The organism is Microbacterium sp. Z6_144 (assembly GCF_057197625.1).
Genome location: NZ_JBXVPT010000002.1, coordinates 353717 through 376744, shown reverse-complemented (window position 1 = coordinate 376744; position 23028 = coordinate 353717). Strand labels below are relative to the sequence as shown.

Genomic DNA, 23028 nt, shown 5'->3' with positions numbered 1-23028 from the left:
ACGGGCCGAACTCGGGGCCGTCCCCGGGTTGACACCACCGCCGGCGTGTTCGCGCAACGGCCCGCGGGCCGGGTCAGGGTTGCCGCTCGTGCACAAGGGCCTGCCCGACGCTCGCGGTGCGGCTAACGTCGACCACCGGACCCTGACAGCAAGGAGCAGTCATGTCGAACGGCCTTCCCGCATCCGACGCGCCACTGGAGCACGAACCGGCGGATGATGACCGCCCGGCCGATCCGGACGAGCCCGGCGCCGGCGTCCTCCCCGATGACGAGCGTCCGCTCGACCCGGCCGACGTCGTCGAAGATCCCCCGCTGGATGACGAACGACGTGTCCGGCTGGGCGACGGCCTCGACGCCGGCGAGGTTTAGAGCGCCGCGCCGACCACCACGGCCGAATCCGGGGGGATGGTGACGGTGCGTCCCCCGGGTTCGGCGGTGTCGCTGATCGTCGCCCCGTCGGTGGCCAGCAGCACGACCGCATCCGGAGCCACCGGCGAGTCGGCGGGTGTGTCGGTGAGGTTGGCGAATACCGTCAGGCCACCGCTGGTATAGCGGTACGTCCGCCCGTGCCCGGCCTCGCCGACGGCGGCCGACCGCGCCGACCACTGCGGGTCGGTGAGTTCGGGCCGCTCGCGGCGGAGGCGGGCCAGGTCGCGGTACAGCTGCAGCAGGCGACGGTGGTCACCGCGGGATGCTTCGGCCCAATCCAGCGCGGATCGGCTGAAGGTGTCGGGATCCTGCGGGTCGGGCACGACCGACTCGTCCCACCCCATCTTCTCGAACTCCGCGATGCGGCCCTTCGCGGTGGCCTCGCCCAACTCGGGTTCGGGGTGAGAGGTGAAGAACTGCCACGGAGTGCTCGCTCCCCACTCCTCGCCCATGAAGAGCATCGGGGTGCTCGGGGCGGTGAGGGTGAGAACCGCCGTCACGGCCCGGCGGCCGTACGGGAGGTTCTGCGACAGCCGGTCGCCGGTCGCCCGGTTGCCGATCTGGTCGTGGTCCTGCGCGAAGGTCACCAGGCGCCACGCGGGCACCTCGGGCGGGATGGGGAAGCCGTGGTCGCCTCCGCGGAACGACGAGTACGTTCCGTCGTGGAAGAACCCGCTCGTGGATACCTTGACGAAGGCGGCCGGATCGGCGAAGTCCTCGTAGTACCCGGCGGTCTCGCCGCTGACGGCGACGTGCACGGCGTGGTGCCAGTCATCGCTCCACTGCGCGGTGAGGCCGTAGCCGCCTGCCTCGCGCGGGAGGATGAGCTTCGGATCGTTCATGTCCGACTCGGCGATCGTGGTGAGCGGGCGGCCGAGGTGCGCCGACAGCGCGTCGGTGGCCTCGGCGATCTCACGGAGGATGTGGGTGGGGCGTTCGTCGTGGAGCGCGTGCACGGCGTCCAGGCGTAGGCCGTCGACGTGGTAGTCGCTCATCCACATCAGCGCGTTGTCGATGATGTAGGAGCGCACGGCGTCCTCGTCGAGGTTGACCGAGTCTCCCCATGTGTTGCGGCTGCCGCTGCGCAGGTACTCTCCGAACTCGGGCAGGTAGTTGCCGCTGGGGCCGAGGTGGTTGTAGACGACGTCCTGGATGACGGCGAGCCCGGCCGCGTGCGCGGCATCCACGAAGCGCTGGTAGGCCTCCGGTCCGCCGTAGGCCTCGTGGACGGTGTACCAGAGCACGCCGTCGTAGCCCCAGTTCCAGACGCCGTTGAAACCGTTGACCGGCAGCAGTTCGACGTGCGTGACGCCGAGGTCGACGAGGTGGTCGAGCTTCCCGGTCGCCGCGTCCAGGGTTCCCTCGGGCGTGAAGGTGCCGATGTGCAACTCGTAGATGAGACCGCCCGCCAGCTGCCGCCCCGTCCAGGCGTCATCGGTCCACGCGAATCCGCGGTGCTCGAACCACGCCGAGGCGGCGTGCACGCCGTCGGGCTGGCGCCGCGAGCGGGGATCGGGCCGCAGCTCGTCGGAGTCGCCCAGGACGAACCCGTACCGCTCGCCGTCGGCCAGGTCGACATCCGCGAACCACCGGCCCGACCCTGCCGGGTCGAGGCGCAGCTCGATCTCGCCCACGACCGTCGTCCCGTCGGCCTCCAGCCGCCGCATCCGCACGCGCTCCGCGCGCGGCGCCCACACCTCGATCGTCATCCGTCACTCCTTCTGCGAAGGCACGGGGTCCCACCCCGTGCACGACGTTTCAACGTTGTCAGGTCGTTCGCTCGACGGGATGTCGTGCGAACGATGCCATGTCAGCCCTCCGGAACCAGCAGGGCCACGGGGTAGACAGAGAGCAGTTCGGCCAGGGGAACCGTCCCGGCGTCGTAGCGGCGACCCGTGAAGGCGTCGACCACAGGACCGGCGGCACGCAGCAGCGCCGTGTCGCCCCATCCTCCGCGGCGCTCGAGGCCCAGCGGCAGGCGCGTCGCCACGGCGAGCGCCCCGCCGCGGTCGAACGCGATCGCATGCCGGGATGCTTCGCCGACGACCGTCATCGGCGTGTAGCGCGTGAACAGCTCGGGACGGTCGCGACGCAGCCGCAGCGTCCGGGAGGTGATCAGCAGCTTCGCGGCGCCCGTGGCGTCGACCGGCGGCAGGTCGCCCTGCGCGAAGCCGGCGTCGATCTCGGCGAGCATCGCGGCGCGCTGGGCGAAGTCGACCGCCCGTCGATTGTCGGGGTCGACGAGCGACAGCTCCCACAGCTCCGAACCCTGGTACACGTCCGGCACGCCGGGGGCAGCCAGCTGGAGCAGCTTCTGCGAGAGGCCGTTCACCCATCCGGGCGCGGAGATCTCGTCCGCGAAGCCCCCGACCAGTTCTGCGGCGTGCCCGGTTGCCGCATCCACGACCGCGTGCATCGCGGATTCAAACGCCTCGACCGGATCCCACCACCCGGTGGCCTCGGCCGCCTCGCGCGCCGCCTTCTCGGCGTACGCGTGCAGCCGCTCCGGCGATGCCGGCCATGCGCCCACGATCGCCTGCCACAGCAGCGCGTCGAAGGGGCCATGCCCGGTGGTGGCGACCGTGCGGAACTCCTCCAGCACGCGGGCCCAACGCTCGGGCATCTCCGCCAGCACCGCCAGGCGCGCCCGCACGTCTTCACCGCGCTTGGTGTCGTGCGTGGAGAGCGTGGTCATCGCGTGCGGCCACGACGCCTGGCGTACGGCCTGGGCGGCGTGGAAGCCGGCGATCGGGAGCGCGAACTGGGAGGGATCGCCGCCCACCTCGGTGAGCGAGCCCAGCCTCGTGTAGCGGTAGAACGCAGTGTCCTCCACGCCCTTGGCCATCACCGGACCCGTGGTCTGCTGGAACCGGCGCGCCACCTCCAGCGACGGGTCGGCCAGCACGGGCACGAGACCCGCGATCGCCTCGGCGAGGTCGGGTCGACGACCGGAGGCCTCGGCCGCAGCGGCGTCGAGGTGCTCGCGCCCGGCCGGCAGGTAGGAGCGGTAGACGGGGAAGCAGGCGAGGAGTTCAGCGAGCGCATCCTGCAGCTCAGCGCGGTCGCGCTGCCCGACGGGCGCGGGGAGTCCGCGGATCAGTCGCCGGATCTCAGCCACCTGGATGGTGTCGGCGATCATGCGCTTGGTGTCGTGGATGAGGTCGTGCCAGCCGGATGCGGCCGGGAGTCCCGTCTGCGTGCGCAGGCGCGCGTCCAGCGCGTCGAGGCCCTGCTCGCCGACCGGGTCGGTGAGCACGCGGCCGATCTCGCTCAGTGCGTCGTACCCGGTGGTGCCGTCGGTGCGCCACCAGCCCGGCAGGGCCTCGCCGTGCTCGAGGATCTTCTCGACCAGGACGTACACGTCGCCGCTCGCGGCGGCGAGCTGCTCGAGGTAGCCGCCCGGGTCGAGCAGGCCGTCGGGGTGGTCGACCCGGAGCCCGTCGGCCAGGCCCTCCCGCACCCAGCGAAGGATCTCGGCGTGGGTGGCCTCGAACACCTCCGGCAGCTCCACGCGGACCCCGGCAAGGGTCGTGACGGCGAAGAATCGGCGGTAGTTCAGCTCGGCGGCCTCGTCGCGCCAGAAGCGCAGTTCGAAGTTCTGGCGCTCGAGCACCGCCCGTACGACGTCGGGGTCGGTCCACGCGGCCGCCGACCCTGCCGTCGGGCCGGCGTCGTCGACCGACCCGGGGGCGAGGGGGAATGCGTGGTCGAAGTACCGCAGCAACCCCGAGGGGGCGTCGTCGGCGGGCGTCGTGTCGATGACGAGGTCTCCCGCGGCGAGCGCCTCGTCAAGCGATGCGCCCAGGATCGGCACGCGCACGCGTCCGTCGCCGTACTCCCAGTCGATGTCGAACGCCTCGGCGTGCACCGACTCGCGGCCGAGCCGCAGCACATCCCACCACCACGGGTTCTCCCGCGGCTCGGAGATGCCCATGTGGTTGGGGACGATATCGACGAGGATGCCGAGGTCTTGGGCGCGGGCGGATGCCGCGAACCGAGCGAGCCCCTCCGGGCCGCCGCGCTCGGGGTCGACGACGGTGACGTCGACGACGTCGTACCCATGGTCGGATCCCGGGGTCGCGCGCAGCAGCGGCGACAGGTACGCCCACGACACACCGAGGTCACGGAGATACGCGGTGACCTCGGCCGCCGCATCCAGGTCGAACGAACGGCGGATCTGCAGGCGGTACGTGGAGAGCGGGCTGCGCGTCATCAGAGTTCCGGCTTGGGGGCGTGCGCGGGGATGTCTTCGGTCGTGGAGGCGGCCACCTGCGCGGTCAACGAGGCGGCGACGGAGTGGTCGACCTCGGGCTCGGGAAGGTCGTGTTCGCACAGCACCACGAGCGACTTGCCCGCGAGCGTCAACGCGGCACCTGGCTCGACCGGCTCGGTGTTGGCCAGCTCGCCCGCGGTGTCCACGAGCACGTCCCATTCCGGGCTGAACTTCACATCGGGGACGTGGAACTCCACCGCCTCGTCGCCGGCGTTGAAGAGCACGATGAAGTGGCGGTCGGCGATCTGCTCGCCGCGGCGGTCCCGCTCGCGGATGCCCTGCCCGTTGAGGAAGACGCCGATCGCGCGCCCGAATCCCGAGTCCCAGTCCTCCGGCTGCATGACCGACCCGTCCGGGCGCAGCCAGACGACGTCGGGCATCGGCGCGCCCTCCTCCATCTTGACCGGGCGGCCGTTGAAGAAGCGCCCCCGGCGGAATGTCGGGTGCTCCTTACGCAGGCGCGACAGCGCGGCGGTGAACTCGATCAGCGGCTGATCGACGTTCTCCCAGTCGACCCACGTGATCTCGTTGTCCTGCGCATAGCCGTTGTTGTTGCCGCCCTGCGTGCGACCCATCTCGTCGCCGTGCAGGAGCATCGGCACGCCCTGACTCAGGAGCAGCGTCGCGATGAAGTTCCGCTGCTGGCGGGCGCGGGCACCGAGGATCGCCGGGTCGTCGGTGGGACCTTCCACTCCCATGTTGTCGGAGCGGTTGTGGGACTCACCGTCGTTGTTGTCTTCGCCGTTGGCGTCATTGTGCTTGTCGTTGTACGACACGAGGTCGCGCAGCGTGAATCCGTCGTGGGCGGTGACGAAGTTGATCGATGCCACGGGGCGACGCCCGGAGTGCTCGTACAGGTCGGCCGACCCGGTCAGCCGGGAGGCGAATTCGCCGAGCGCCTGCGGCTCGCCGCGCCAGAAGTCGCGGACGGTGTCGCGGTACTTGCCGTTCCACTCCGTCCACTGCGGAGGGAAGTTTCCGACCTGGTAACCGCCGGGACCGACGTCCCAGGGCTCGGCGATGAGCTTGACCTGTGAGACCACCGGGTCCTGCTGCACCAGCTCGAAGAAGGTCGCGAGACGGTCGACCTCGTAGAACTCCCGCGCGAGGGTGGAGGCCAGGTCGAACCGGAAGCCGTCGACGTGCATCTCGAGCACCCAGTAACGGAGCGAGTCCATGATGAGCTGCAGCGTGTGCGGGTTGCCGGCGTTCAGGCTGTTTCCCGTGCCGGTGTAGTCGGTGTAATACCGCTTGTCGTCCTGCTCGAGGCGGTAGTACGCCTCGTTGTCGATGCCGCGCATCGACAGGGTGGGGCCCATGTGGTTGCCCTCGGCCGTGTGGTTGTAGACCACGTCGAGGATCACTTCGATGCCGGCGGCGTGCAGGGCTTTGACCATCGCCTTGAACTCCTGCACCTGCTGGCCGTGGGCGCCCGAGGCGGTGTAGGTGTTCTGCGGGGCGAAGAACGCGATGGTGTTGTAGCCCCAGTAGTTCGACAGCCCCTTCTCCTGCAGCGTCGAGTCGTTGACGAACTGGTGCACCGGCATGAGTTCGATGGCGGTGACGCCCAGCTTCTGGAGGTGCTCGATGATCGCGGGGTGGGCGACGCCGCTGTAGGTGCCGCGGAGCTCTTCGGGCACGGCGGGGTGCAGCTCGGTGAGCCCCTTCACGTGCGCCTCGTAGATGAACGATTCGGCATACGGCGTCTTGGGCTGACGGTCGCCGCTCCAGTCGAAGAAGGGGCTCACGACGACGCCCTTCATCATGGCGGCGGCGGAGTCCTCGTCGTTGCGCGAGTCGGGGTCGCCGAAGTTGTAACCGAACACTGCCTGACCCCACTGCACCTGGCCGTCGACGGCCTTGGCGTACGGGTCCAGGAGCAGCTTGTTCGGGTTGAACCGCTGCCCGTTCTCGGGATCGTTCGGCCCGTGCACGCGGTACCCGTAGCGCTGCCCCGGCTGGACGTTCGGGAGGTACGCGTGCCACACGTACGCGTCGACGTCCACGAGGTCGACCCGCGTCTCCTCTCCGCCGTCTCCGAAGAGGCAGAGCTCGACACGCTCTGCTCCTTCACTGAAAAGGGCGAAGTTCGTTCCGTTGCCGTCGAACGTCGCCCCGAGGGGATAACTGGATCCTGGCCATACCTGCACGGCCCAACGATACGGCAGCAGAAAAAGCGCGCCTGGGCGTTGACCGCGGACCCCCCGCCCACTATGCGCGGTCGGGTGGCTGACGCAGCAGGGCGACGCGCTCGTCGAGATAGGCCGCGAGCGGGACGTAACCGGCGGCGGCGCTCCACCGCACCGACGGCACGCCCTCGCGCACCGCGAGCGGGGACGTGCGCTCGGACAGCATCGACAGCTCCAGCGGCACCCACCCCACGTGCGCGGTCTCCCCCTCGGCGAACCCGCCGCGGCTGGCGGCGGCAGCCAGCGCCGCACGGGCGCGCTGCGACTCCGCCGTGAAGCCGCGGACGGCCTCGGCACGCGCACGGACGATCTCCCCGGTCGCGAGCACCGCGTCGGCTGTGAGGAGGAGCACACCGAGGTGCCAGGCCTCCCCCACCCTCACGATGCGCGGGGAGCGCGAGATGCCGAGGATGCGGCGGGGTGTCCGCAGCTCGCCCAGCGCCTCCCGGGGAGCACCCTCCAGTCGGGTGCGGGCGCGCGCGAGCAGCGCCTCCACCTCGGCGGCCGCATCCGTCATGGCATTCCTAGCCGAGGCCGGCCCGGTCTTCGTGCGGGCCGTCACCCTCCACCGGCCGGCGCGACAGGCCGACCGCGCCCGCCTGGGGCCCCCGGGCGGTGGCGGCCGCGACAGCGATCGACTCGTCGACGTCGGGGTAGCGCGGCCGGAGCGTCACCGGCGCCTCGGGAGCGCGTTTGGCGCGTCGCGCGGCCGCGGCAAGGTTCAACGCCTCCACGAACACGGCGAAGGCCATGGGGCCGTAGATGAGCGCCTTGTCGATGTGCAGCCCGAAGCCCTCGGCGATGAGGAAGACACCGATGAGGAGAAGGAAGGACAGCGCGAGCATCTTCACCGTGGGGTGCTTGTTGACGAAGCCGAAGATGAAGCGCGACGCGAAGAGCATGATGCCGAACGAGAGCACGACGGCGGTGATGATGACGATCATGTTGGTGGTCATGCCGACCGCGGTGATCACGGAGTCCAGGGAGAACACGAGGTCGAGGGCGAGGATCTGCAGGAGCACCGAGCCGAACGTCGCCGTCCCGCCGCCGGATTGCGCGTGCTCCTCAGCCCCCTCGAGCTTCTGGTGGATCTCGTGGACCGCCTTGTACACGAGGAAGAGGCCACCCAGGATCAGGATGAAGTCTTTGACGGAGAATCCGAGGTCGCCGAATCGGACGATGTCGTTCGTGAGGGTGATGATCCAGCCCGCCAGGAACACCAGCCCCACCCGCATGACCATGGCCAGCGTGAGGCCGAGGTTCCGCGCCCGCGCCTGCTGCGCGGCGGGGAGCTTGGAGGCGAGGATGGAGATGAAGATCACGTTGTCGACGCCCAGCACGACCTCCAGCACGAACAGCGTGAGGAAGACGGCGATCAGGTCGGGCGTGATGACGAGGGAGAAGTCCACGCTCCGATTTTACGGGGCCGGGCCCGATGACCCGGACGCCGCACTCCTTGCGAGGATGAGCCGTCACTCGACCGGTTCGAGCGCCGCGCGGGCGCGCTCGGCGGCGCGGGCGGCGGCCTTGGCCCGGTCGCGGGCATCCGTGTGCTCGTCCTCCAGGTTCCCGACCTTCTCGTCCGCGGCATCCGCGTCACGTTCGATGCGCGCGAGCTCTGCGCGGAGGTCGTTCACGCGCTCGTGGAGCAGATCGGCGCGTTCACGGGCCTTGGCGAGCTTCCCCTCGAGGCGCGCCGCTTCGCGGTCGGCTTCGGATGCGGCACGGTCGGCGTCCCGCGCGGCTGCTTCGGCGGCCTTCCGCGCGCGGCGGGCGGCGAGGTCGTCCCGCGCCGGCGCGGGGCGGTCGGGCACTCCCGGGACCGACCCCGCGACCGCGTCCGCGAGGTCGGCCGCATCGGTACCATCGGCGTGCACCGTTCGGACGAGCCGCCCGGTGAGGATCGCGGCCCCGGCCGCAGCATCCACGATCGCGGCGTTGATGGTGACTTCGACCTCCTCGAGCACGGCGCGGCTGAGGGCGGTGCCCGCCTCCTCGGCCAGGGCGGCGGCGCGGCGCGCGAGCCCCCCGACGAGGGCGCGGCGCTGACGGCCGAGCTTCGCCAGCTCCGGCGCATCCAGGTCGTCCTGCGCCTCGTGCAGCGCCTGCGACAGTTCGACGGCCTCGGCGAGCTGCCCGTCGCGCACGAGGAGGTTCACCGCCCAGGCCGCGACCGAGGGCTTCCGCAGCGCCTTGATGTTCTTGGCGAGGGCGCCGGTCACCGCGGCCGCCCGGGCGTTCCGGGCGGCGGTGAACTCCGCTGGTGGAAGCCCGTAGAGCGCATCGGCGGCCGCGTCGAGTTCCGCCGCCGCATCCGTCATGCGCCCATTCTCGCGCGCGCGACCGGAGCCTTCGCCGATCGCCGCGTGCACAACCGCGGAGATCCTGGCCGACACGCCGGATGCGGGCGCCGACGACGGCGTGTCGCCCCGCAGATCCGCAGTTGTGCACGCGACCGGGGCCGGCGCGCGGGGTGCGCACAGGGCGGCGAGCGGGCCGGGCGCGGCTAGAGCGCGACGACCCCGGGCGCTGCGGGACCGCGGATCTGGCGGTGCAGCCCCTCCATGCGGGTGTCGAGTTCTGCGGCGGTGTCGGCAGCCTCCTTGAGGTGCGCGAGCAGCTCGTCGGGCACCTGGCGGTCGTACTTGTAGTAGATCTTGTGCTCCAGGCTCGCCCAGAAGTCCATCGCGATGGTGCGGAACTGCACCTCGACGGGGACGGCCACGCGACCGGTGGACAGGAAGACGGGCACCTCCACGATGGCGTGCAGACTCTTGTACCCGTTGGGTTTGGGCGAGGCGATGTAGTCCTTCACGCTCAGCACCGTGATGTCGTCCTGCTGGGTGAGCAGGTCGAACAACCGGTAGGCGTCCCCGACGAAACTGCACGTGATGCGGATGCCGGCGATGTCGGTCACCGCCGCGCGCACCGAGGGGAAGTCGGGGTCGATGCCCTTGCGCTGGACCTTCTCGACGAGGCTGTCGGGCGATTTCACGCGGCTCGAGACATGCTCGATGGGGTTGTACGCGTGCATCTCCTGGAACTCCTCACGGAGGATCGAGATCTTCGTCTCCACCTCCGCCAGGCCGAAGCGGTACTCCATGAGGAACCGCTGGAACTCGTCGCGCATCGCTCGAAGAGCGGTGCCGGACACGGTGATCTGCTGCTCGTCGAGCGATCCGGGCATGCCCGGCACACTACGGCGGCCGGCTACAAGGGCGCTGTGAAGCGGTGGGTCAGACCGCGGCGTGCGGAGCGTGCCGCCGTTCGAGGGCCGCGCCCTCCACGTCGACGTTCGGGATGATGCGGTCCAGCCACCGCGGGAGCCACCATGCCGACCGGCCGAGGAGGTGCATGACGGCCGGCACCAGCAGCATCCGTACGACGATCGCGTCCAGGAGCACCCCGAGCGCCAGCCCGAAGCCCATCGACTTGATGATCACCGACTCGCTCGTGACGAACCCGCCGAAGACGGAGATCATGATGAGCGCCGCGGCGATGACGACGGTGCGGCCCGCGCGGAATCCCTGCGCGACAGCCAGGCGCGCCGAAGCGCCGTGCACGTAGGCCTCCCGCATCCCCGTCGCCAGGAACAGCTGGTAGTCCATCGCCAGGCCGAAGAGGATGCCCACGAGGATGACCGGCAGGAAGCTCAGGATCGGGCCCGGGTTGTGGATGCCGAACAGGTCGCCGAGCCACCCCCACTGGAACACCGCGGTCACCGCGCCGAAGGTCGCGAAGAGCGAGAGCACGAACCCACCCGTCGCCAGCAGCGGCACGAGGATCGAGCGGAACACCATCACCATGATGAGGAACGACAGCCCCACGACCACGGCGAGGTACAGCGGCAGGACGTCGGCGAGGCCCTCGGAGATGTCGATGTTGATCGCGGCCTGCCCGGCAACGCCCAGCTCGATGTCTCCGTCGACGGGAGGGAGCCAGCGCAGATCGCGGACCAGGCGCTCGGTCGACGCGCTGTTGGGGCCTTCGGCGGGCACGACCTGGAACGCGGCGACCGAGGAGTCTTCGGCGATGGCGACCGGCGCGACGGCCACGACGTCCTCCTGCGCGGCGAGTCCACGTGCGACGGCGAGCTGCGCGTCCTGCACCTCGGTGTCGTCGAGGCCCTCGGGAAGGGATGCGGTGACCAGCAGCGGGCCGTTGACCCCCTCGCCGAACGCCTCCTCCGTGGCGGTGTACGCGCGGTAGGCCGGCGAGTCGGCCGCCTCGGATCCGCCGTCGGGAAGCCCGAGGCGCATCGACATGGCAGGGATCGCGACCACGAGCAGCAGCACCACGGCCAGGAGCGTCGTGGTCACGGCGCGAACGGTCGACATCGGCTGCACGGCACGCCCGCGCGGCCGCTGCCGGCTGCTCCCGGCCTCCGCCGACGCCGCGTGGGTGAGCCGGGCGCGCGCGCGGCGCCCGAGCACCCGCTTGCCCGCGAGCCCCAGGAGCGCCGGGGTGAGCGTCACCGCGATGAGCACGGCGATGAGCACGCTGGCCGCCCCCGCGGTGCCCATGAGCCCCAGGAACGGGATGCCGGTGATGTTGAGGGCGAGGAGGGCGACGATCACCGTCGTGCCCGCGAAGACGACCGCGTTACCCGCGGTGCCGTTGGCCAGGCCGATGGATTCGACGACCTCGGCCCCCTGCAGCAGCTGGCGGCGGTGGCGGTACAGGATGAACAGCGAGTAGTCGATGCCGACGGCGAGCCCCAGCATGACGCCGAGAATGGGGGTGACCGACGCCATCTGCACGACGCCCGAGAACGACAGCGTCGCGAGTGCTCCGATCCCCACGCCGGTCAACGCCGTGACGATGGGGAAGGCCGCCGCCAGCAGCGAGCCGAGCACCACGACCAGCACGACGCCGGCGATCACGACGCCGACGGCTTCACCGACGCCGAGGATCTGCGGCACTCCCTGCGAGATGTCGGTGGAGAACGAGACGTCGACGCCGTCGATGGGCTCGGAGCGGAAATGCGTCATGACCGCCTGCTTGGAGCTTTCCGGAAGCTCCAGGCGCGGCTCGGTGAAGGAGACGTTCACGAGGGCGGTGGCGCCGTCCTCCGACACCAGCCGGATCTCGTCGGCGAACGACAGCAGTTCGGCGCCGCGTTCGAGTTCGGCCTCCTGCTGGGCGATCGTCGCGAGAGCGTCGGTCAGCTCCTGCTGCTGCGCGTCCAGTGCGGCGCGGCCGGCGTCCAGCTGGGCCTGCTGCGCATCCAGCTGCGCCTCCTGGGCGTCGAGCTGCGTGGTCGGGAGGCCGGCGGCCTCGGCCCGTGCACGCCCCGCGTCGAGCTGCGCACGGCCGGCGTCCAGCTGCGCCTGGGCAGCATCCAGCTGGGCGCGTCCGGCGTCGAGCTGCTGCTGGCCGGACTCTGCCTGCGTACGCCCCGCGGCGAGCTGCGCACGCCCGTCTTCGATCTGCTGCCGGGAATCGGCGAGTTCCTGCTCGGTGGCGAACGGGTCGATGACATCCGCGACATCCGGGAGGTCGCCGGCGGATGCCACGAGGGCCGCGATGTCGGCGCGCTGATCGTCGGTGAGCGCGCTGCCGTCTTCGGTGGCGAACACGACAGTGCCGGAGGCTCCGCTGAAGTCGGGAAGCGATTCCTCGAGCTCCTCGATGACGGCCCCGGATGCGGTGCCCGGGATGTCGAAGCTCGAGCTCAGGCCCTTGAAGCCCAGCGCGAAGCCGCCGCCGGCGATCGCGAGCAGGGCGACCCACGCGATGACCACGGCCCAGGCGCGACGTGCGGCGAATGTTCCCAGGCGATGGAGAAGCTCGGCCAATGCGGTTCCTTCGACTCGCGAGGGGCCGCCGGGAGGTGGCGCCCTCGACTCCGACAAGCGGAGCTAAGATAACACGGACCGTCTCGTCTTTCCGATTGCGAGCCCGATGCCTCTCCCGCGAAGCGGCCCCGTCCGCAGCGAAGCCGCCCGGCAGGCGATCCTCCACGCGGCCGCCGACCTGTTGATGGAACGCGGCTACGACGCCCTGTCGGTCGAGGGGATCGCCGCGCGGGCCGGGGTGGGGAAACAGACGATCTACCGGTGGTGGCCCTCCAAGGGTGCGGTCATCGCCGAGTGCCTTCTCGAGGGGAAGATTCTCCCGGGCCGCCTGCTGTTCTCCGACACCGGAGACATCCGCCGTGATCTCTCGGAGTGGCTGCGGGCGGTGTTCACGGTGCTCGCCGAGCCGCACGGCGAGACCCTGCTGCGCTCGCTCGTGGCGGCCGCGGCGGAGAACGCCGATGCGGGGCGGCGGCTCCGCGACAGCCTGACGGGATCCGAGTCGCTCGTCGGGCGCCTGCGATCTGCCATCGGAACGGCCCCCAACCTCGCACCCGGCGCTCCGGTCGAGGAGATCGCGGAGGCGCTCATCGGCGCCGTCATCGTGCGCGCCCTCAGCCGCGAACCCGTCGGGGAGGGCGACGCCGATCGTCTCCTCGACGCCGTGCTCGGACGCTGACCCCGCCCCCTCCCCGCCCCGCCGACGGCACGACGTGCGTCCAGTGCACGGCTTCCTCCCCAGCGCACGACCTTCCTGCGCTGTGAGGTCGTGCGCTCGGCAGCAACCCGTGCACTCGCGGGGGCGGGGAGCTCAGGCGCGGGGAGCTCAGGCGGGGGGCGGGGCGGTCGTGGCACGGGGGACGAGCACCGTGGGAAGCCGCAGATGCGTCTGGGCGGGGGCGGTGCCGCCCATCAACCCCAGGAGCATCGTGACCGCCTCCAGGCCGAGCCGCTGCATCGGCTGCCGCACGGTCGTGAGGGCCGGCGACACCTGGGAGGCATCGGGGATATCGTCGAAGCCGACGACCGACAGGTCCGCCGGCACCGACAGGCCCATGCCGGCGGCAACGCGAAGGACCGTGATGGCGGAGATGTCGTTCGCGGCGAAGATCGCGGTGGGCCGGTCGGGCCGGGAGAGAAGCTGCGTGGCGGCATGCCGGGCACTGTCTTCGGCGTAGAGGCCCACGCCGACGAGCGAACCGTCGAAGGGGATACGCGCATCCTCCAGCGACCGACGGTAGCCGCCCTCGCGCAAGATCGATGAGCGGAGATCCGGGCGTCCGGCGACGAACCCGATACGGCGGTGCCCCAGGGAGATGAGGTAATCCACGGCCTGGCGCGCCCCGCTGAAGCTGTCGGATTCGACCGTCGGCAGGTCCGCCGGGCCGGTGTGCGGGTCGATGGCGACCACCGGCACCTCGGCTGCGGCGTTGACAACCGACGGCGTCACCATGATCACCCCGTCGACGAGCGTCCCGCTCAGCCGGCTCAGCGATCGCCGCTCCCATCCCTCGGACGAGCCCTGGGACGAGCCGCTATAGGCGAGCAGATCCAGGCGCGAGTCGCGCAGCGCCGCGCCGACGCCCTTGAGCACTTCGGCCGAGAACGGCTCGAAGCCGGCCACGAAAACCCCGATCACCCCGGTCTGTCGGGCCCGCATGCTGCTGGCGACGAGGCTCGACTCGTAGCCGAGTTCGGTCACTGCGGCGAGCACGCGCTGCACGGTGCGATCCGCGACGCCGTAGCGCCCGTTGACCGCCTTGGACACCGTGGCCACGGAGACGCCGGCCGCAGCCGCCACGTCATGGATCGTCACCCGTCGCCGCATGCTCGTTATCGTAGGGGTCCGGAAAACATTTTCGAAAACGTTTGACGAAATGACGCGCCGATCGGACACTGACAGTGCACCGGGCGATGCACCGCGCGGAAATCGGCAGCCCCCTCGATGACCGAGGGGTGCACTCAATGAAGAGACAGGTGATCACATGAGGTCCACAAAGCTAGTTGCGGGGGCCGCGGCTCTGGCAGCGGGAGCGCTCCTTCTGAGCGCGTGTTCGGGTGGCGGTTCGTCGGGCGGAGGCGGCGACGGAGACGTCGAGATGACCCTCTGGCAGAACTCCACGACCGGCCCCGGCCAGGAGTTCTGGACGAACGCCATCGCGGCGTTCGAAGAGGAGAACCCCGGCGTCACGATCAATATGCAGTCCGTCCAGAACGAGGACATGGACGGCAAGCTGCAGACGGCGCTCAACGCGGGCGATCCGCCCGACATCTTCCTCCAGCGCGGCGGCGGGAAGCTCGCCGCGATGGTCAACGCGGGCCAGCTGATGGACCTCACGGATCTCATCTCGGACGAGATCCGAGGCGAGGTGTCCGAGGGCTCGTTCGCGGCCGAGACCTACCAGGACAGCGTCTGGGCGATGCCGCTGTCGGTACTGCCCGGGGGATTCTTCTACAGCCAGGACGCGTTCACCAACGCCGGCGTCGCGGCCACCCCCACCAGCATCCCGGAGCTGGAGACCGTCGTCGAGCAGCTCAAGACGAGCGGCATCGCGCCCATCGCGCTCGGCGCGAAGGACGCCTGGCCGGCTGCGCACTGGTACTACTTCTTCGCCCTTCGGGAGTGCAGCCCCGAGGTGATCGAGGAGACCGGCGACTCCAAGGACTTCAGCGACGAATGCTGGCAGCGCGCCGCAGAGGACCTGAGCGACTTCGCCTCGATCGATCCCTTCAACGAGGGCTTCCTCACCACCGCCGCCCAGCAGGGCGCCGGTAGCTCGGCCGGACTCGTCGCGAACCGTCAGGCCGCGATGGAGCTCATGGGCGCGTGGGACCCGGGCGTGATCGCCTCCCTGACGCCCGACGAGCAGCCGCTGCCCGACCTGGCATGGTTCCCCTTCCCGGAGATCGACGGCGGTGACGGCGAGCCCGGATCGATGATGGGCGGCGTCGACGGATACTCCTGTGCCGCACAGGCACCGGAGGAGTGCGCCGACTTCCTCAACTTCATCGCAAGCTCCGACCAGCAGACCGCGTACTACGAGGCCTTCCAGTCGCCGCCGGTGAACTCCGTCGCGCAGGAATCCGTCACCGAGCCCTACCTGCAGCAGATCCTCGAGGCCTACAACAGCGCCCCGTTCGTCTCGCAGTGGCTCGACACGGTCCTCGGCCAGAACGTCGGCAACGCGCTGAACGTCGCGGTCGTCGACCTGCTCGCCGGCAACAGCTCGCCGGAGCAGCTCATCGAAGCCGTCAACGCGGCGGGCGCGCAGGGCTGAGCATGTCTGTTCGCGAGATGTCCTCCACGGACGGTCCTGATCTCGCGCAGCACGACGGGGGCGGCAGCACGCCGCCCCCGTCGGTGCCGCGGGATCGCCGTCGTCCGCGCGGGCTGGGCTGGGCGGGTCGCCTCGAGGTGCTCCTCATGGCCGGTCCCGCCGTGATCTTCTTCGTCGGTTTCATCATCCTCCCGGTGATCATGGCCGCGTACTACGGGTTCTTCCGCTGGTCGGGTTTCGGTCCGGCGACCGAGTTCGTGGGCCTGCGCAACTACCTGGTGATCTTCAGCGACCCGAACTTCCAGCAGGCGCTCCTGCACAACGGCTTCATCGTCATCATGTCCCTCGTCCTGCAGGGACCGATCGCGATCCTGCTGGCGCTGCTGCTCAATCGCAAGATGCGGGGCCAGTCGGTCATCCGCGTGCTGATCTTCGTGCCCTACGTCATCGCCGAGGTCGTCGTCGGCACCGGCTTCAGCCTGCTGCTGTCCACCAACGGGGCCGCCAACGGTCTGCTCGAAAAGATCGGCCTCGGGTTCCTTCAGCAGGACTGGCTCGCCAATCCCTCGATCGCGATCTGGACCCTGATGGCGATCCTCACCTGGAAGTACATCGGCTTCGCCGTCATCCTCTTCCTCGCGGGCCTGCAGGGGATCCCCGACGAGCTCTACGAAGCGGCCGCCATCGACGGCGCGTCGTTCTGGCAGATCCAGCGCCGCATCGCGCTGCCCCTGCTGGCGCCCACCCTGCGCATCTGGGCGTTCCTCTCCATCATCGGCGCCCTCCAGCTCTTCGACCTCGTGTACATCATCTGGGGCCAGTACGTCTCCTCGGTCGCAGGCACCAACACGATGGCGATCTACATGGTCGTGACGGGGCGCAACGCCGGCAACTTCGGGTACGGCAACGCCGTGGCCGTCGTCATCTTCGCCATTTCGCTCATCGTGGCGCTCGTCTACCAGCGCTTCGTGCTCCGCCGCGACACGGCCGGCGCGATCACAGAGAAGGGTGCGCAATGAGCACCATGACCCTCACCACCACCGCCGCCGACGCGGGCGGCCGGCGACGCCGGCAGCGCGAGAGGCTCCCCTGGGGTTCCCCAGCGGTGTACTTCATCGCCTTCGTGGTCATCGCCCTCATGCTCGGCCCGGTGATCTACATCATCATCGGGGGCTTCCGCTCCAACTCGGCGATCACCGTCGACCCGGCGGGATTCCCCGACCCGTGGAACGTCGAGAATTACATCGGCGTCATCACGAGCGGTCAGTTCTGGACGCAGGTGGGCAACTCGACGATCGTCGCCCTTGCGACGACCATCGGCGCGGTCGCCCTGGGCCTCATGGCCAGCTACGTGATCGCGCGCTACAGCTTCCGCGGCCGCGGCGTCCTGTACGCCATGTTCGCCGCCGGCCTCATGTTCCCGATCACCGTGGCCATCACGCCGCTCTACATCGTGGTGCGCAACCTCGGGCTGATGAACACCCTCCCCGGCGTGATCCTCCCCCAGATCGCGTTCGCCCTGCCGACGACCGTCATCATCCTGGTGCCGTTCCTCCGCGCCATCCCGGATGAGATCCAGGAGGCCGCCTACATCGACGGATGCAGCCGCCTGGGCTTCTTCTGGCGCATGGTCCTACCCCTGGCCGTTCCCGGCGTGATCACGGTCGGGATCCTCGCGTTCATCGGCAGCTGGAACGCGTACCTCCTGCCGCTGTTCATCCTCAACAACGAGGCCGCGTTCACCCTCCCGCTGGGCGTGCAGGCCTTCTCATCGCAGTACTCCGTGGATACCGCCCGCGTCCTGGCGTTCACGTCGCTGTCCATGCTCCCCGCTCTGGTGTTCTTCAGCCTGTTCGAGCGGCGGATCGTGGGCGGGCTCACCGGCGCAGTGAAAGGCTGACATGTCACCGTCAGGTACGGAGGAGCCTTCGGCGCGCGTGCGCGCGCTGCTGGCCCAGATGACCCTCGAAGAGAAGGCCGCGCAGCTCGTCGGCTACTGGGTCGACCAGGGCGGTGAAGTCGTCGCCCCGCTCGCGAACGAGATGGCCACGTCGACCAAATACGCCGACGCCACCACGCACGGGCTCGGCCACCTCACCCGCGTGTACGGGACCCGCCCGGTCGACCCCGCCGAACGGGCCGGCTGGCTGTGGAACGAGCAGCGCCGCCTGGTTGCGGAGACGCGCCTGGGGATTCCCGCGATCGTCCACGAGGAGTGCCTCACGGGGCTCGCGGCATGGAAGGCCGCCACCTTCCCGACTCCGCTGGCGTGGGGGGCGTCGTTCGACCCCGCGCTCGTGGCCGAGATGGCCGAGGTCATCGGCGGATCGATGCGGGAGCTCGGCATCCATCAGGGGCTCGCTCCCGTGCTCGATGTCATCCGCGACCCCCGCTGGGGACGCGTCGACGAATGCATCGCCGAGGATCCATATGTCGTCGGCACGATCGGAACCGCCTACGTCCAGGGTCTCCAGAGGGCGGGCGTGGACGCCACCCTGAAGCACTTCCTCGGGTACTCCGCGTCGCAGGCGGCGCGCAATCACGCGCCCGTGCACGCCGGACCCCGCGAGATCGCGGACGTGCTGCTGCCGCCGTTCGAAATGGCGCTCCGCGACGGCGGCGCCCGCTCGGTGATGAACTCCTACGCCGAGATCGACGGTGAGCCGGTGGCCGCCAGCCCCGCGTACCTCGACGAGCTCCTCCGCGATGAGCTCGGGTTCGACGGCGTCGTGGTCTCGGACTACTTCGCCGTGGCCTTCCTCCACTCCACCCACGCCGTCGCCGGCGACCTGGGTGAAGCGGCCGAACTGGCCCTGAGTGCCGGCATCGACGTGGAGCTCCCGACCGCCGACGCCTTCGCCGAACCGATGCTCACGCGCATCCGCGACGGGCGTATGGATGAGGCGCTCCTCGACCGGGCGGTCTTGCGGGTGCTGGAGCAGAAGGAACGGCTCGGACTCCTCGACGAGTCCTTCGCCGCGCCGCCGGCCGCTGTCGACCTCGACTCGCCGCGCCATCGTGACATCGCGGGCCGGCTCGCGGCGGAGTCGGTGATCCTGCTCGCCAACGACGACACGCTGCCCCTGGCCGCCGCATCCGTGCCGCGCATCGCCCTCGTGGGGCCCAACGCCGATTCGTCCGAAGCGCTCATGGGCTGTTACTCCTTCGCCAATCACGTGCTCGCCCACCACCCCGGGGTTCCGCTGGGCATCGACATCCCGACCATCCTCGATGCCGTACGCGGGGAATTCCCCGGCGCCGTCGTGGACTGGGCTGCCGGATGCGAGGTGGAAGGGTCCGATCGGTCCGGAATCGCCGCGGCCGTGGAGGCCGCGCGTGCGGCGGACGTCGCGGTGGTGGTGGTCGGCGACCGCGCCGGCCTGTTCGGCCGCGGGACGGTCGGCGAGGGCAACGACGTCGACGACCTCGAACTGCCGGGGCTGCAGCGCCAGCTCGTCGAGGCGGTCGTCGAAACCGGCACGCCCGTCGTGCTCGTCGTCGTGTCGGGGCGGCCCTACGCGATCGGCTGGGCGCTGTCCGGCCCTCACGCGACCGCCGCGGTCGTGCAGTCGTTCTTCCCGGGTGAAGAGGGAGGGGACGCGATCGCGGCGGTCCTCTCCGGCCGGGTGAACCCCTCGGGCCGGCTCCCGGTGTCGCTCCCGCGGTCGGCCGGCGCACAGCCCTACACCTACCTGCATCCGCCGCTGGGTGGCCGCAGCGGCGTGACCAGCGCCGACCCGACCCCGCTCCTGCCTTTCGGTCACGGTCTGAGCTACACGACCTTCGAGCGCACCGATCTCACCGCCGATGCCACGGTGGTCGCCGGCGACCACGTCACCGTCGCCGTGACGGTCCGAAACGTCGGCTCCGTTGCCGGCGCCGACGTCGTGCAGCTCTACGGTCACGACGTGGTGGGCAGCATGACCCGGCCCGTCGCGCAGCTGCTCGCTTACGAGCGCGTCGTCCTGGAACCGGGTGCTTCCACGCGCGTCACCTTCCGCGTCCCGACCGCCCGTCTGGCCTTCACCGACCGGTCGGGCCGGCGCGTCGTGGAACCGGGCCGCGTCGAGCTGTGGGTGGGTCCGTCCTGCGCGGAGCGCGATGTCGAGGCAACTCTGGAGATCACCGGCGGCGTGCACGCCGTCACCGCCGCGGACGGGCGGCTGGCGACGGCGACGTCCGAGACGGTCGTCGGGGGCGGTGGGGATCCCGAGGCCGTACCGATTCCGGCGGGCACCGTCTGATCCGAACGCGCCGATGCCCTCTCCCGCGAACCGTGGGAGAGGGCATCGGCGTCCGGGTCAGTTCAGGACGAACGTGTACGTCGCGGCGTTGCCCACCACGTCGTAGACGACCATCGTGTTCTCCCCCTGCACGGCCCCGAAGGTGCCGGGGCGCAGGAAGTTGACGTCAGACCACGCGTTGTTCGTGAGGTCCTTCGTCTGCCCGTTGATGACGACCCTGTCCACGCCGCCGACGTCATGCAGCTTGTAGCTGACGACGTCGAAGGTGTCGCCGGTGGCCACCGTGAACTCCGCGCCGTCCTTCACCGTCGCAACCGGCGCATCCACGTCGACGGTGAACGCGAAGGTGCCGGTCTCCGAGATGTTCCCCGCCCGGTCGTGCGCGTTGTACTTCACCGTGTACGCACCCGACGGCAGGGTGACCGTCGCCGAATGCGTGCCGCTTTCCGCCCCGTTCATCGCGGACTGCGTGCTCTGAACCAGCGTGCCGCCCTGATAGATGTTCGCGACGATGCGCTCCAGGCCACCGAGGTCGGACGCCTCCACCCGCACGTCTACGGCACCGAACGGACCGGCCGTCGTCGGCGAGACCAAGGTCGCCTGCGGACGGGTGGTGTCAGCCGGCACGTTCTGGAACAGCCGCGGCGCGAAGTCGATGAGATTCTTCTGCCACACATCCCATCCGTGCGGGCCGACCGTCACGCCGGCGAACTCGTACTCGATCCCGGCCTGGTCGAGGACGGGCAGCGAGTTCATCACCGAGCCGTACGTGAAGTCGGTGATGTCTCCGGTGTAGAGCCGGAACAATTCGGTCCCGGCGTTGATGGCCTCGACGTCGACCCCGGCGGTGCCGCCGAATCCGGCCGCGAAGGTTCCGATGTACGCGAACTCGCCCGGGTGCGCCTTCAGCACCGACACCGTGCGCGCACCACCGGCCGACAGGCCGGCGAGGGCACGCTTCAGCGGGTTCTCGCTGACGTTGTAGCGCTCCTCGGTCACCGGGACGACGTTCTCGAACAGCTCCCGCGGGTAGTCGTTGACGTTGCCGTTGGGCATGACGACGACCATGGGCTGGATGCTGCCGTCGAGGAACAGGTTGTCGAGGATCTGACGCGCACGCCCGACCTCCACCCAGTCGGTCCAGCTCTGCCCACCGCCGTGGTTGAGCACGAACAGCGGATAGGGCTCGGCGCGGTCGGCGTCGTAGCCGGGAGGCGTCCAGACGTAGGCGCTGCGCTCCTGGCCGGCGACGCTGCTCTGGTACGACATGACGTCGAGGTCGCCACCGGAACCGGCCGGGACATCCGACAGCACGCGTGACCCTTCACCCGGAACGAGGAAGGTGCTCCACGCGGGCTCCGACGTCACCGATGTCGGGTTCGAGGTGTCTTTGACCGACTGCCGGTCGACGATGAAGCGGTAGTGGTAGAACTTCTGCTCGAGCGGCCCCACCGTGGCACGCCAGCGGTCTCCCACCCTGGTCATCTCCACGCGCAGCCAGCTTCCGCCCGGTGCCCAGTTCGCCCAGACCGAGACATACTCGGCGTCGGCGAACTCGGTCGTCGTCTCGAACGTGACATAGCCGTCCTCCGAGATCCACGGCGTCGGCGTCGTGCCGGTCGCCGGGGGCTCGAAGCGCTCCGTGAGCGGGAGGTGTCCCTCGCTCATGCCCGGGTCGCCCGGGTTCCGGGTGAACAGGCGCGGGGCGAAGTCGATGAGGTTCTCCTGCCACGCGTTCCAGTTGTGCCCGGCGTCGGGGTTCACCCCGTCGAACTGGTACTCCAGGCCGACGGCGTCGAACTTCTGGAACGAGTCGAAGACGTCGTTGTAGGCGACATCGGTCTTGTTCCCGACGTACACGCGGAACAGGTCGGTGCGGTTGTTCATCTTCTTGACGGGGATGTCGTCGAGCTCGCCGAAGCGACCCGCGCCGAAGGTGCCGATCGCCGCGAACTCGCCCGGGTGCTCGCTGAAGACCTCGAAGGTCTGTCCGCCGCCCATCGACAGGCCGGCGAGTGCCCGCTTCTTCTTTCCCGGGGCGACGTTGTAGGCGTCTTCCACGGCGGGAACGATGTTGTCGAGGAGCTCGGCCGGGAAGTCGGGGACGTTGCCGTTGCCCATCACGACGAGCATGTCCTCCAGCTGCCCGGAGAGCCACAGGTTGTCCAGGATCTGCTCGGCACGCCCGACCTCGACCCAGTCGCGGTAGCTCTGGCCGCCGCCGTGCTGCAGGTACAGCACCGGGAACTTCTTCCCCTTGGGCTTGTAGGTCGGCGGCACCCAGACGAGCGCCTCGCGCTCCTCGTCGGCCACCGAGCTGTCGTAGGTGAGGCTCTGGACGGTGCCGGCCTCCTCCGGTGCGTCGGCCAGGAGGGCGGCGGACTCACCCGGGATGAAGAACGTGCTCCATTCCGGCTCAGATGCCACGCTCGTGGGGTTGCTGGTGTCCTTGAGTACTTTGCTGTCGTCGCCGGTGACCTGGTAGTAGTACAGGCCCGGTTCGAACGGGCCGTAGGTCGCGGTCCAGTTCGCGCCGCTGCGCTGCAGGCCGATCTGCGCCCAGTTGTGCGAGGGGCCGAAGTTGCCTTCGACGACGACCTGCGACACGGGCCCGACGGCCTCCTCCACCGCAGCGTTGGGTACGGCGATGCGAAGGTAGCCGTCATCCTGCACGGTGATCCACGGTTCCGCCGCCGCCGCGGGCGCCGCCGCGGCCAGCCCGGCCAGGGCGAGGACCGCTGCCGTGAGCAGCGCCACCGCCCGCCGGGCGCTCGGAGTCCGGCGCGAGGGCCGGCTCTGGGATGTGATCTCCATCGAT

Annotated in this window: 16 protein-coding genes; 6 read left to right on the top strand and 10 right to left on the bottom strand. The window is 70.0% G+C overall.

Features of this window, described 5'->3' with window-relative positions; all coding sequences use genetic code 11:
* Window positions 1-161: 161 nt before the first annotated feature.
* Complete coding sequence (locus AC2DGY_RS13875; protein WP_484510343.1) at window positions 162-368, top strand: hypothetical protein; 207 nt, start codon at window positions 162-164, stop codon at window positions 366-368.
* On the opposite strand, the gene treZ is transcribed toward AC2DGY_RS13875, so the two are convergent.
* The 8 genes from treZ to AC2DGY_RS13835 all read right to left on the bottom strand — a co-directional run bounded on the left by treZ (window position 365) and on the right by AC2DGY_RS13835 (window position 12688).
* Window positions 365-2137, bottom strand: a complete 1773-nt coding sequence (gene treZ / locus AC2DGY_RS13870) for a malto-oligosyltrehalose trehalohydrolase (protein ID WP_484510342.1) — start codon at window positions 2135-2137, stop codon at window positions 365-367. The two genes, AC2DGY_RS13875 and treZ, sit on opposite strands and share 4 nt — an antisense overlap.
* A gap of 101 nt (window positions 2138-2238) precedes the next feature.
* Window positions 2239-4641, bottom strand: coding sequence for a malto-oligosyltrehalose synthase (treY, locus tag AC2DGY_RS13865; RefSeq protein ID WP_484510341.1), 2403 nt, complete (start codon window positions 4639-4641; stop codon window positions 2239-2241).
* Window positions 4641-6851 (bottom strand): glycogen debranching protein GlgX, encoded by a 2211-nt coding sequence (gene glgX / locus AC2DGY_RS13860; RefSeq protein WP_484510340.1) that lies wholly within the window; start codon window positions 6849-6851, stop codon window positions 4641-4643. The genes treY and glgX overlap by 1 nt, the downstream gene beginning before the upstream one ends.
* Window positions 6852-6912: 61 nt before the next feature.
* Window positions 6913-7407 carry a glutaminase gene (locus tag AC2DGY_RS13855; RefSeq protein ID WP_484510339.1) on the bottom strand — a complete coding sequence of 165 codons (495 nt, stop codon included), beginning with the start codon at window positions 7405-7407 and terminating at the stop codon, window positions 6913-6915.
* A gap of 7 nt (window positions 7408-7414) precedes the next feature.
* Entirely contained in the window at window positions 7415-8299 is an 885-nt protein-coding gene (locus tag AC2DGY_RS13850) for a TerC family protein (protein WP_484510338.1), read from the bottom strand.
* A gap of 63 nt (window positions 8300-8362) precedes the next feature.
* Window positions 8363-9211, bottom strand: a complete 849-nt coding sequence (locus tag AC2DGY_RS13845) for a transposase (RefSeq protein WP_484510337.1) — start codon at window positions 9209-9211, stop codon at window positions 8363-8365.
* A gap of 185 nt (window positions 9212-9396) precedes the next feature.
* Window positions 9397-10077: a GTP pyrophosphokinase gene (locus tag AC2DGY_RS13840; protein ID WP_484510336.1), complete on the bottom strand. Its 681-nt coding sequence runs from the start codon at window positions 10075-10077 to the stop codon at window positions 9397-9399.
* A 49-nt stretch (window positions 10078-10126) separates the two neighbouring features.
* Window positions 10127-12688, bottom strand: coding sequence for an MMPL family transporter (locus AC2DGY_RS13835; protein WP_484510335.1), 2562 nt, complete (start codon window positions 12686-12688; stop codon window positions 10127-10129).
* Window positions 12689-12794: 106 nt separating this feature from the next.
* Here AC2DGY_RS13835 and AC2DGY_RS13830 point away from each other — a divergent pair, with 106 nt between their 5' ends.
* Complete coding sequence (locus tag AC2DGY_RS13830) at window positions 12795-13367, top strand: TetR/AcrR family transcriptional regulator (protein ID WP_484510334.1); 573 nt, start codon at window positions 12795-12797, stop codon at window positions 13365-13367.
* Between the two features lie 147 nt (window positions 13368-13514).
* On the opposite strand, the gene AC2DGY_RS13825 is transcribed toward AC2DGY_RS13830, so the two are convergent.
* A complete protein-coding gene (locus AC2DGY_RS13825; protein WP_484510333.1) occupies window positions 13515-14516 on the bottom strand; it encodes a LacI family DNA-binding transcriptional regulator in 1002 nt (333 codons plus the stop codon).
* Between the two features lie 157 nt (window positions 14517-14673).
* Between AC2DGY_RS13825 and AC2DGY_RS13820 the strand changes: the two genes are divergently transcribed.
* Genes AC2DGY_RS13820 through AC2DGY_RS13805 form a run of 4 tightly spaced genes read left to right on the top strand, consistent with a single transcriptional unit; the run spans window position 14674 to window position 20210 of the window.
* Window positions 14674-15966, top strand: a complete 1293-nt coding sequence (locus tag AC2DGY_RS13820; protein ID WP_484510332.1) for an ABC transporter substrate-binding protein — start codon at window positions 14674-14676, stop codon at window positions 15964-15966.
* A gap of 2 nt (window positions 15967-15968) precedes the next feature.
* Window positions 15969-16985 carry a carbohydrate ABC transporter permease gene (locus AC2DGY_RS13815; protein ID WP_484510331.1) on the top strand — a complete coding sequence of 339 codons (1017 nt, stop codon included), beginning with the start codon at window positions 15969-15971 and terminating at the stop codon, window positions 16983-16985.
* Window positions 16982-17866: a carbohydrate ABC transporter permease gene (locus tag AC2DGY_RS13810; RefSeq protein WP_484510330.1), complete on the top strand. Its 885-nt coding sequence runs from the start codon at window positions 16982-16984 to the stop codon at window positions 17864-17866. The genes AC2DGY_RS13815 and AC2DGY_RS13810 overlap by 4 nt, the downstream gene beginning before the upstream one ends.
* 1 nt (window position 17867) lies before the next feature.
* Window positions 17868-20210, top strand: coding sequence for a beta-xylosidase/alpha-l-arabinosidase (locus AC2DGY_RS13805; protein ID WP_484510329.1), 2343 nt, complete (start codon window positions 17868-17870; stop codon window positions 20208-20210).
* A 57-nt stretch (window positions 20211-20267) separates the two neighbouring features.
* Here the strand turns inward: AC2DGY_RS13805 and AC2DGY_RS13800 are convergent, their stop codons facing one another.
* Window positions 20268-23024 carry an alpha/beta hydrolase gene (locus AC2DGY_RS13800; RefSeq protein WP_484510328.1) on the bottom strand — a complete coding sequence of 919 codons (2757 nt, stop codon included), beginning with the start codon at window positions 23022-23024 and terminating at the stop codon, window positions 20268-20270.
* Window positions 23025-23028: the final 4 nt, after the last annotated feature.